This is a genomic window from Thalassotalea sp. G20_0 (assembly GCF_017744175.1).
Classification (GTDB): Bacteria; Pseudomonadota; Gammaproteobacteria; order Pseudomonadales; family Endozoicomonadaceae; genus Endozoicomonas.
The window spans coordinates 1-11,214 of record NZ_JAGHQV010000058.1 but is presented as its reverse complement, the minus strand read 5'-3'; the positions used below and the strand labels follow the sequence as shown (position 1 = coordinate 11,214).

Annotated in this window: 4 protein-coding genes; all 4 read right to left on the bottom strand. The window is 47.4% G+C overall.

The window, feature by feature from the left end; translation table 11 throughout:
- Nucleotides 1-65: 65 nt before the first annotated feature.
- A complete protein-coding gene (locus J7438_RS22225) occupies nt 66-2,120 on the bottom strand; it encodes an ankyrin repeat domain-containing protein (protein ID WP_209278291.1) in 2,055 nt (684 codons plus the stop codon).
- 216 nt (nt 2,121-2,336) lie between these two features.
- Nucleotides 2,337-6,926, bottom strand: coding sequence for a DUF4116 domain-containing protein (locus tag J7438_RS22220; RefSeq protein WP_209278290.1), 4,590 nt, complete (start codon nt 6,924-6,926; stop codon nt 2,337-2,339).
- A 177-nt stretch (nt 6,927-7,103) separates the two neighbouring features.
- Nucleotides 7,104-9,308, bottom strand: coding sequence for an ankyrin repeat domain-containing protein (locus tag J7438_RS22215; RefSeq protein ID WP_209278289.1), 2,205 nt, complete (start codon nt 9,306-9,308; stop codon nt 7,104-7,106).
- Between the two features lie 675 nt (nt 9,309-9,983).
- A complete protein-coding gene (locus J7438_RS22210) occupies nt 9,984-10,964 on the bottom strand; it encodes a transposase (RefSeq protein ID WP_209278288.1) in 981 nt (326 codons plus the stop codon).
- Nucleotides 10,965-11,214: the final 250 nt, after the last annotated feature.

Sequence of the window (11,214 nt, the reverse complement as noted above, 5' to 3'; positions counted from 1 at the left end):
GGCTTAAACTCTGACCGTTCAGATATACTCTATACCGCTCCTAAAATAAGGGCTTCTCAGCATTCTCATTCAGGCTTGAGAATCCCTTTCACTTTATGCACTAACCCATTGAAGGTGCGTTTCATGGCAGCTACTTTTGCTGCCCTCTCTTCGGCTGCTTTGGCTTTCATCACATCGGCTCCTCGCACATCAGCATTATGTTCTATCATATACTTACAGGCATTCGCTTTTTCTTTCCGGCTAACCTTTTCAAGGGGAATCCCAAAAAGATATTCAAACCTATTGCAATGATCAAAAGCTGTCATCTTTTTTTCATCCAGAATATTGAAATCAGCCCCTCGCATCAGCAGCTCTCGAATCATATCTATACTGCCTTGACTCGCTGCAATGTGGAGCGCTGTTGCTCCGTATTTATTCTGGGCATTGATTTCCACTTTTCCGTTTTCAATCAGATCGGCAAGGATAGCCAGTCGAACTGTCCAATCTTCCTGATAGTCCCAGTCGGAGGCCGACACGGCATAATGGAGAGCTGTATTCCCCTCTATACTTCGTATATTGGCCTTAGCTCTCCTCTCCAGTAGCTCTCTCACTATATCTTTCTGGTCCATTAAAGCAGCGTAGTGAAGGGGGGTGTATTGGCTTTTTTCATTTTTCCATGCATCGATGTCAGCCCCACGAACTATTAAAGAGTCAACCATCTTCCATTTCCTGTTTTCTATGGCATACGCAATTGTCCTGCCACCTGCAGAGTCACAGGGAGCTTTAACATCAAATTTCGCATTGACCAGAATCTCTAGTATTTTTGTTGCGAAGGAGTGGCTATTGTCCATGGCAAGGTCCAGAACCATCATGCCACGGTTAGTTTTGGCGTACATGTTGGCACCCTTTTCAATCAATTGGCTAAAGGCCTCCAGCTTGCCATTTACAGCCGCAAAGTGGAGAGGCGCATACCCGCCTCCATTTTGGGCGTCAATATCGGCCGCGCGTTGAAGCAAGGTATTAATGGCATACTCGAGGGCATCCTGATGTTCAAGCCTGTTGACTAAGATGCTGAGGGGAGTTGACCTGCCGATGTCCCGATGGTCGACGTCATCCTGAAGGTTAATCAGGGTATCCATGAAATACTGAAAGGTCTTCAGCTGACCATCGGCACAAGTCAGCAGGTAGAGTGGTGTCCTTTCATCGTTGTCCAGGGCGTTGGCATTTGCTTCATGCTGAAGCAGCTTATCCAGGATTTCCCGTTGGCCAGATTCAGCCACCAGGTGAAGAGCTGTCCTCCCTTCATCGTTGGTCTTAGCGTTGATGTCTGCCTTATACTTCATCAGCATGTCTATTATTTCCGGCAGACCCAGACGAACCGCAAGGTGAAGTGCTGTTTCATTGTTGTTGATCCGGTCGTTAGGATCGGCACCATTGGCTAATAACAACTCCACCAGCTCCCAGTTTTTCCCCCTGGCCGCATGAGCAAGCATGGTTCCTGCCCCCTTGCCACCACAACAGGCATGAATGTCGAATCCGGCTTTTACCATACAGGGGATCAGGGGCGTAATTTTGGCACCATATAGGAATGCACACGCCATCACTGTCGTGCCAAATTCATCTTTGAGGTTAACGTCAGCCCTGGCCTCGTTAACAAGCAGTTCAATGATTCTCTGATTGCCACGTACAGCGGCAAGATGAAGAGCGGTTTTCTTGCCACTGAGCTTGGTTTTGGCGTTGACATCAGCCCCTTTTGCAATCAGGGCAAGGATATCGTCATTGGTCAGATCCTCCAGGTTCTCGGTGTTGGTGATTGCACTGTGAAGCTCTGTGGTCGCCTTTTTTATTTCGGATTTTTTAATAGGGCCGGTACGCTCATGATCTTTCACCCCGCCCTTCGTGTCGAATTCTTTTGGGCAAAAGGACTCGGTTTTAATCTCAACTTCACGCTTACACACAGGGATTTGAAGGGGCAGATTTTCAGATGGATCAATTTGCGACGTGTAACCAGATTGTTTACCGGGAGCGAGGGAGACGGTTGAGCTGCCGGTTGCAGACTGCGTAGAGGCACCACAGATTTTTTCATTGTTGGTAAATTCCTGATAACCCGATCTTTCAGAACTGAATGCTGTGACGTTCATATTGATAATTCCTGTTTGAAAGTGTGTTAATTCTTTTTGATACAATAGTGCTGCACTTTCGTTGACTGTTATAGGTTGGCCATGATTAATTAACCTTCAGGTTACCAACTTAACCTTTAAGACAAAAAAACAGGATAAAAGTTGCAAAGAACAAAGTATTTTTATGCCAGTTAAATAACTGATTTATTGGACAACTGACTTTTACCAGTTATTCGCTTATGGACAGCACTCTATGAGGGATGGGTTGTGACTGCCAGAGGCACACGGGCCATTATGAAAATGTTGATAATACCTTAGCGCAACAGGCCCGACATGGTTCCTCGCTGCCGCAATGATCTCGGGTTTGCCTTGTAATAAACGGTCAACGTACTGCAAAGTAATACCATTGTACTGCAAGGCAATGTTGACCAGCTCCGAGTCATTGCGACAATGGTCACTGGCAAACTGTAGCGCCAACGGATTTTGGTGCAGGGCAAGTTTGACCACCTCCGGGCAATCCTGAAGCAGGTCACTGGCAAACTCCAGCGCCATGCCGTCATTTTTCACCGCCAGTTTGACCAGCGCTTTATTGCCTCGCAGTTCCGGGCTGGCATGCTCAAGCGCCATACCATCGTGTTGAACTGCCAGCCGGACAGTTGGCTCGTGCCTGCGTAGCCTGCAACTGGCATACTTGAGAATGCTACCGTGACCTTGCACAGCCAGTTGCACCAACTCTTCATCGTCTCTCCATTTTAGATTGGCGAGTGTTTTAAAGAGCAAGGGGTCTTTTGATAAGACAATGGTCAATAGTTCCTTATCTCCACACCGCTCTTTATCAAGATAAGGATGATGATGACTGACAGCCAGCCAAACGTAGTACGGATGATGTTTTAATTGTTTATCAGCATACTGTAGCGCCCTGGCGTTATTTTTCAGCGCCGCTTTAACAATTGTTCGATCAGCTTTTAACCGTTCACTGGCGTATAGCAGAGCAACCCCACAATTTTTGACAGCGGCCAATACGATGTCTTCATCATCCTTAAGCCCTTCACTGGCAAATTTCAGAACGCTACCATCGATCCCGACAGCTTTTTTGACCACTTCTTTATCTGCCTGAAGTTCAGGTCCGGCATATTTTAATGATAAGGGTTCTGAGCCAACCGCCGTGAATACTACTTCTCGATCATTATTCAATTCCGGAAAACATCTTAGCTTACCGCTTATTCCGGGGTTTGCCAGTGCTTTTAAGGCAAGTTTCCGATAAAGATGACGGTTGTTAAGCAGGTTTTTCCTGAAATTGTGGTGAAATAATAGATAGGAATCATCTTTCTCATTGCACTTCAGCGCCAACAGAAGAAGCTCTTTATAGAATTCAGGATGTTGTTCCAGATACTCAGTTGCCGCATTACAGGAAAGAGCCTGTGATGTGTTTTCAACTGCTGTGGTTAACAAGCACCGGAAAAGTTCAGGATTTGATAATAGCTCTGGCCCTATAAGGGCAATTGTGGTTTCCGGGTCCTGTGTATTTGCCAGGGCATAAGACATAATCTCAATATCGTTTTTAAAGGATTCCGGCACATCGACAATAGCGCCAGGGTGGCTTTTGATGGCGGTAAAAACCATTGCCCGCTGATTGCGTAGTTCAGGAACAAGGTATTTCAGGATATGGCCATTTTGCGACACCAGACGCATGGCCGTTGTCTCGTCAGCTAACCAGTTAACGTATTTGTTCACCAGGGGGCTGGCTTTGGCTGGATCAGAAAGTAGCCAATGCCAGAGTATTTTCTGACTGTGCGTATCGAGTTGATCGTTCAACGCTTCTTCAATACAGTTGATGGGAGCCTGAGAAAAGATCAGCGCCGTTTCAACCAGGTGACGGAGCGCCCTGTCCCGGGTGCAGTGGCTCATCAGTGATTTTGTGCATGAGTAAGCGGAGCACCAGTAGATATGCTCCAGGGCTAATCGATTGGTTGCAGCGAAAGCGGGATTATTCAGCCTTTCCCTGATTGTGGCCATATTCCAGTTTGTCTGACTTTCGTCCAGATTTAATGGCCCCAACAAAAAATCCATATTGAACAGGATGTGCAATACACTCAGAATGTCCACAAACATGTGCTGCAAATCTTTTTTGTCAGGAAGATGGGTGAGTTCAAAGAGGGTCTGGCCTGTCTGTTCATTGAAATGAATGTCCGGTGCATTGAAACCGCTATTTTTCCAATAGTGAGACAGCGTTTGCGCCAAAAACCACAGTCGCTTGAACTTTCCGCTCTGGGTTTCTTTCAATGAATTGGCCAGCGCCTCAGAGTAACACATCCTAAAAGTCCGTTGTTTACCACCGTCGGCTTGTTCCAACAGGTCGATGGTGCACGCATGTTGCTCAAGCTGAATCGACAACCGGGTACAATCTGGCATATTGAGAGCGGTCACTCTTTCGGCCCGTAATTGCCTGAGTGCCTCACGGCAAGTGTCATCGAATAATGGTTCTTCCTGAGACGTTGAGAAATCAACAATATCGATACTTCCAAAGATAGGCCTCCTTATTGTGCTTACTTCACCCTGCCCTGAAGCGGTGGCCACCGGCCAGAGCCTGGTGAGAAAGCATTTGTGCAACCATAGAATCAGTTCATGAACGCTCTCGATGTTGTGCACCTGATGAACAGACTCAAGCCGTTGCAGGTGGTCTTTTAATAACTGGCAATGGGCCAGCCATTGTTGAAAATCCGAACCTGAGGCCGGTAACTCCCTGCCAGGCAGAAACGGCCTTGTGACCTGGGCAAGGGTTTGTTTAACCTTTGTTTGCACCAGCGCCAGTTGCTCGCGAAGCTGTGTTAACTCCTCATGGTATTGCTGCTCAAGATCAGGATCGGCGGCTGCACCCAGCATTAAAAACCGTTCGTAGCCAGAGAGGAAAGCCGCAATCTCTTGCATAAAGTTGTCGATCTCCTGAACACATCCCTGCAAAATCTCTTGTCGCCCAGGGTGCATGCTCAGCTGGACAGCGCCGGTTTTGGACAGGCATAAATGAACCAGTCGCTCAGTCCCGAGAAAATCCAGAAGCCTGGTGTTTTGCTCACACAGCCATGAGAACAAACGTGCTACCGACGGCTCTTTTTCCGGCTCCGCAGGCTGGTATGCCTGCTGGGCAGCCTGCGCGGTTTGATAATCAGGGGTGGCCGATTCGCCACTGAAATTCAACAACTCCTGTTCCCGATCACCCGGCAATAAAAAACCGCCGGACTCTTTCTGAAACTTCCCACACACCAGCGTTACCCATTCCTGCGCATCATTATCGGGCCACCATTGAGGCTGCTTCACCCCGACACAGGGTATGCCTGCCTGCCTCAGGCCGATGGATATGTGGTCGTTATTTGCCCATATTCTGAAGACAATCCCCTTTATTTTTTTCAGAACCTCAGGGGCCAGTAACCAGTCACCGCCATGATCACAAAAAAGGATGACGTTGTCCGGCAGACTGCTCCCGTTGACCGGACCGCTGATGGCCAGCGCCAGCCCTGAGCCACAACCATCGCTGATTACGGAGCCCTGATCCAGATACCGGGGGGGAGATGCCATGGAAAAATGGCTGCCGCCGGGCAGGCAGGTAATCGGGCGTCCCTGCAAAAAAAGGACCTGGCCATCCGGATCAATGGCAAATTCAAAATCCACAGGGCACAACAACACGTCTTCCAGCGTCTTCCCCCCCTCAACCAGGCAGTTCAGTTGGTCTTTGCCAATGAACTCAGCCGTGGCAGCAGCAGGTTCAAATTTGACCCACTCTTCCTCATAGCCACCCTGTTCATTGGCGCGCAAAATGAATCCATACTCAGGATTGCCGGGGCTAAAGGTGGCCTCCCATTGCTCGCCGTTGCGCTTAATCTCATAACCATGAGGAGTGATACCGTGTTGACCGGACACCACCGTCCTGGGCTGCCCCGGCCCACACTCGATCACCAGCCTGCGGTCATCAATGCGGCAATAACTCATGCCGACCCCGCCAACGAGGCATTGAATGCACTGTTGCAGGATAATTGCCATCCCCTGCGGGGCGGTTGGGGAAAAAACCGCGGGACGGTAAGCAGAAGCGAGCACTTTAAGACAGGTTGCCACGATATCCGCCTGGTTATGCACCAGGGATTGGTACTTGCCGGCCTGGGCGTTACCAAAGGCGTCCTCAGCCACGCCGGAGCTGCGCACGATGATCGGGCTGTCGGACTTAGCCAGGTCGGTGCGTAAATCTTTATGAATAGTGCGTATTTTGTTAGCAATGGGTAGAGCGCTTATTTGCTGATAAAAATCCGGGCCTGCAATAAACGAAGAGAGCGCACCGAGCCAGCGCTGTTGTCTTGTTGTTGGATTGCCTGATGGGTTACCTGCTGGTGCCATTTGGGTAATCCACTGTCTTATATTCACCAGAGTGGCCGTTGCATGGGGAAACTCATGGCCATCATCCAGCGTGGCCAGCAATGGGCTGGCATCGAATGTAAGCGCCTCAAGATTCTGCACGATCCTTGTATCAATGCAGCGAAATGGCGGGACCGTTAATCCTGCGCTCTTCATCAGGGTCAGGAACATCCCTTTTCCACCCAACCGTTCCCGGTCTGGAATAGCCGAGGACTGAACGGTTAGCTGCGGATCGCTACAGCGCCTGATTTTTAATGGCGGTGCAAACGTTTCAGTGATCTTGTGGTCGGCACTGCCAGGAGGAGTAAACGTGGAATCAATCCCGGAAGTTTCACACTTTCGATTTGAAGATAAAGCGTGAGTTTTTAAAGCGCCCGATACCGGAATTACACCATTGGCGATGTCAGCTCCCTCTGCACCAGGCAAACAGGTGGGACCAGAGCCTGTGAAAGAGTGGCTAATAATATCTGACTGTGCATTAAACATGACAACAACCGCTGTTAACTATTTTTTTTAAACATGATATTTAGAAGCCTCCTGCAAACGAACGGCTTAAACTTAGACCGTTCAGATATAATCTATACCCCTGAAAATAAGGGTTTCTCAGCGGTTTCGTTCAGACTTGAAAAAATCTCTCACTTTATGCGCTAACCCGATTGCAGTGTGTTTCTGGTCGGCTGCTTCTGCTTTCCTCAAATCGACTCCTCGCACATCAGCCTTATATTCTGACATTAACAGACAGACTCTCTCTCTTCTGCTTCGACTAACCATCCTATTGCAGTAGTCATAAGCTGTCATATTGTCTTCATCCAGAATATTGAAATCAGCCCCTCGCTTCAGCAGTTCCCGAATCATTTCTAAATAGCCTTGACTCGCTGCGATGTGGAGCGCTGTTATTCCACGTTCATCCCGGGCATTGATGTCCACTTTTTTGCTCTCAATCAGTTCGATAAGGATGCTTTGTCGATGTGCCAGATTTTCCGAAGTGGGCAAATCTGCAAAACCTCTGTCCATCACTGCATAATGGATAGCTGAAAGCCCACGTATACTTGGTAAACCGGGGTTAGCATTTCTCTTTAGCAGCTCACTCACAGTATCTTTTCGGTCCTTTAAAGCCGCGTCGTGAAGGGAAGTAATCCGGGTTGCTTCATGTTTCCATGCATCGATGTCAGCCCCATCTGATATTAAAGCGTCGACCAGTTTCCATTGCCTGTTTTGTACGGCACAAACAAGCATCGTTGCACCTTCAGAGGTGCAGGGTGCATGAACATCAAATTTGGCATTGTGAAGGCTCTCCAGCATTTTGGCTGTGTTTTGGCCATTGGACCTGGCGACGTCCAGAACCATCAGGCCAGTGTTGGTCCTGACGCTCATGTTGGCCCCTTTCACAAGCAGGTGGTTAAAAACGTCCAGCTTGCTATGGGCAGCAGCAAAGTGGAGTGGCGTAAGCCCGCGTGAATCACTGGCGTTAACATCAGCCCCGTGCAGAACCAAGGTATCAATAACATGCTTAATGGCTTTCTGATTGCTAAGGCTCTTTACTAAAAAGTTGAGGGGGGTTCTCCCATCGCTGTCCTGATGATTGATGTCAGCCTGTTTTTTAATCAATGCGCTCATGAAATATTTAATGGTATCCAGCTGACCATTGGTGCAGGTGAGCAGGTAGAGTGGCGTCTGACCGTTGTTATCCCGGGCGTTGACGTCGACGTTAAGCTGAAGCAATTTATCAAGGATAGCCTGCTGGCCTGATGCAGCCACAAGGTGAAGAAGCATCCTCCCCTTATTATCTCTGGCGTTGATGTCTGCCCCATAATTCCTCAACTGTTCAATGATATCTGGCTGATCCTGACGAGCTGCATCGTGAAGAACTGTTTTCCCCTTATTATCTCTGGCGCTGATGTCTGCCCCATGATCTATCAACTGTTCAATGATTTCTGGTCGCCCCAGACGAGCTGCAAAGTGAAGAACCGACTTCCCCTTATGATGATTCCTGACGTTGATGTTTGCCCCATGGTTCATCAACATCTTAATGATATCTGGCCGACCCTGAAGAACTGCAAGGTGGAGTGCCGTTCCCTTGATATTAATCTCAGTGTTCACCTTGGCACCTTTATCCAATAAAAATTCAACCAGCTCCCAGCAACCCTCCCTGGCCGCATGAGCAAGCATCGTTGAACTATCACACATCGCATCAATTTTAAGCCCGGCATTTACCATACAGCGGATCAGGGGCGTAATGGGTCCATTCTTGTAAGCACACCGTATGGCTGTCCAGCCATAAGAAGTTTTGGCGTTAACGTCAGCACCCTTGTTAACAAGCAGTTCAATTATTCTTTTACTGCCACGTAAAGCGGCTATATGGAGAGCTGTCTCTTCGCCATAGTTTTTGGTTTTCGCATTGATTTTAGCCCCTCTTTCAATCAGTGCGAGGATATCATCATTGGTCAGCTCCTCCAGATTCTTAGTGAAGGTGAGTGCATTGTGGAGGTCTTTAGTAGCTTGTTTAATGTCTGCTTTTGTTTTTTTTCCGGTTTGGCCATGAGCTTTCGTCCCGGCTTTCGTGACGGACTTGTTTGGCCAAAGAGGCTCAGTTTCCGGCTCAATCGCACGATTACCAACAGGGGTTTGGCAGGTCAGACCTTGAGATGGATCAATAGACGACGAGTGAGTACGGTGTGCAAAGGGAGCCAGGGAAACTGATGAACTGCTGGTTTTCGGCTCGGTAGAAGCATTGCAGACGTCTTCATGGGGCAATTGCTGATAACCCCTGCTTACAGGTCTGGGTGTGAAAATTTTCAAAATGTTCATATTGATAGTTCCTGTTAAGAAATACTTTGCTTCGTTTTTGTACTCCAGTACTTCACTATTGTCCGCCACTTTGAACAGTCTTTTTATTGGTTGAACTTTTGATTCGTTAAAGAGAAGACTATTAAAGATCGGTAAAACCTGTTTTGCTAATTAGACAAAAAAAATGATAAAAGTTGCACGGTGAGAAAGTTTTTTGCCTCGTCAGGGAAGAGATAAAGATAAAAAGGAGATAAAGGAGATAAAGGAGATAAAGGAGATAAAGGAGAAGGACACCCATTTTTAAAAGATAAAAAGAAAAGAAGATAAAGAGATAAAAAGGAAGATAAAAAGAACACCCATTTTTAAAAGTAGATAGGATAAAAAGGACACCCATTTTTTAAAAAGTGAAAAGAATATTTCATCTATCGATTTTTAATAAATAGATAAAAAGGACACCCATTTTTAAAAGTAGATAGGATAAAAAGGACACCCATTTTTTAAAAAGTGAAAAGAATATTTCATCTATCGATTTTTAAAAATGTTTGCATTGATCGTTCTAAAAAGTCCTCATTCATACCAAGCAGGAAGAGGACAAAAAGTGCTCAGCAACAGCCAGTTAGAAGATACTATCGAGACAATATAAGAAAGAGTTCTCAGAAAACTCTGGCCACATTAAAGTAAATGAAAATGTGTTGATCAGGCAGGATAGAGATTACCGCTCACAGACATCCCATGGACCCAGCATTTTCCGGTGCTTTCTGCATAAGCCTTCAGTGAAGCCAGCTTGCCGACTGCGCGGTGAAAACGATTATGCCTGCGCATAGTCTCCAGCCATTCATTTGGGTCAATACCCAAGGACTCCAGGATAGGTGGTACATCGTCAGTTATACGACCACGCTTGCCTTTGCGGATAGTTCGGCCAGACCAGTCAACCAGTTCAAAGTAGCTACTGAGTGGGTATGGAATCGCCTGTTCAGGGTTTTGGCCCTGAGCTTTTAACGGTTTCAAGTGTGACTTTTGTTTTTTTCCGTTTGCGCTGTCGTATGACTCAATGCGCTCTTTAATAGAGGTATGTTCTGAGGTTTCCAGCGTTGCGGCAATTTTTGCCCGGATGGGGTTTAAGTCGACATAGGTCATGCAAGTCAGCAATGCGGCCTCATCTAGCAGGGCCTGACTTTTGTAACGACCTTCCCAAAAGCGCCCTTTGCACTCATCCTCTTTATTGGCCAGCCGGGCTAAGTATTCGTTGAGACAGCGCATGAACCAGCTGATATCCATTAAACGACTGCGGTACTCCTGGGCATATTCTTCGACACGCAGCAGCTCTGCTTTGCCCAGCTGATCGCCGACAAGATAACGCTGAACCAGGTGCGGGCCTGAAAAAAGCTGCGTCCAGCGTTGTAAGACTCCTTTGGTGTCCCATTTTTTGGCTTGCTGACTATTGATATGGAGCACCACATGATAATGATTCGACATAACCGCATAAGCACAGACTTCCAGAGCAAAAATACCAGAAAGTGCTTTCAACCGATCAACCACCCACTGCCTGCGATGCTCATAGTTTTTGCCTGAAAAATTGTCTTTGCCGCATAGGAAAGCCCTGCGAACACAGCGTGCCATGCAGTGGTAGTAGGGCGTACTGGCTGGATCTATGAGGTTTTTTCGGGCAGTTGTCATGTCATTTTTATTGATTACTGGGTATATGGTTACTGGGTATATGTCCGTAATACCCTTGAGAGGCTCCAGAAGTAAAATAGACGGTGTGGCCGATTAGTCAAATTTTAGGTGTCCTTTATTTCTTGCCAAAATATACTCAAAAGGTTCAAGATACTGCTCCCACCGTTCACTGAGTTTTGCAGGAAGACGAGCCAAAGTACTGGCCGACGGCTTCATATTTCCCAGCAACTCAAGAAGGCTTGAAACTTCG

Excerpts from the sequence above, each read along its gene's own strand:
- J7438_RS22225 (WP_209278291.1), bottom strand. The coding sequence starts at position 2,120 with ATGAACGTCACAGCATTCAGTTCTGAAAGATCGGGTTATCAGGAATTT.
- J7438_RS22215 (WP_209278289.1), bottom strand. The coding sequence starts at position 9,308 with ATGAACATTTTGAAAATTTTCACACCCAGACCTGTAAGCAGGGGTTAT.
- J7438_RS22210 (WP_209278288.1), bottom strand. The coding sequence starts at position 10,964 with ATGACAACTGCCCGAAAAAACCTCATAGATCCAGCCAGTACGCCCTAC.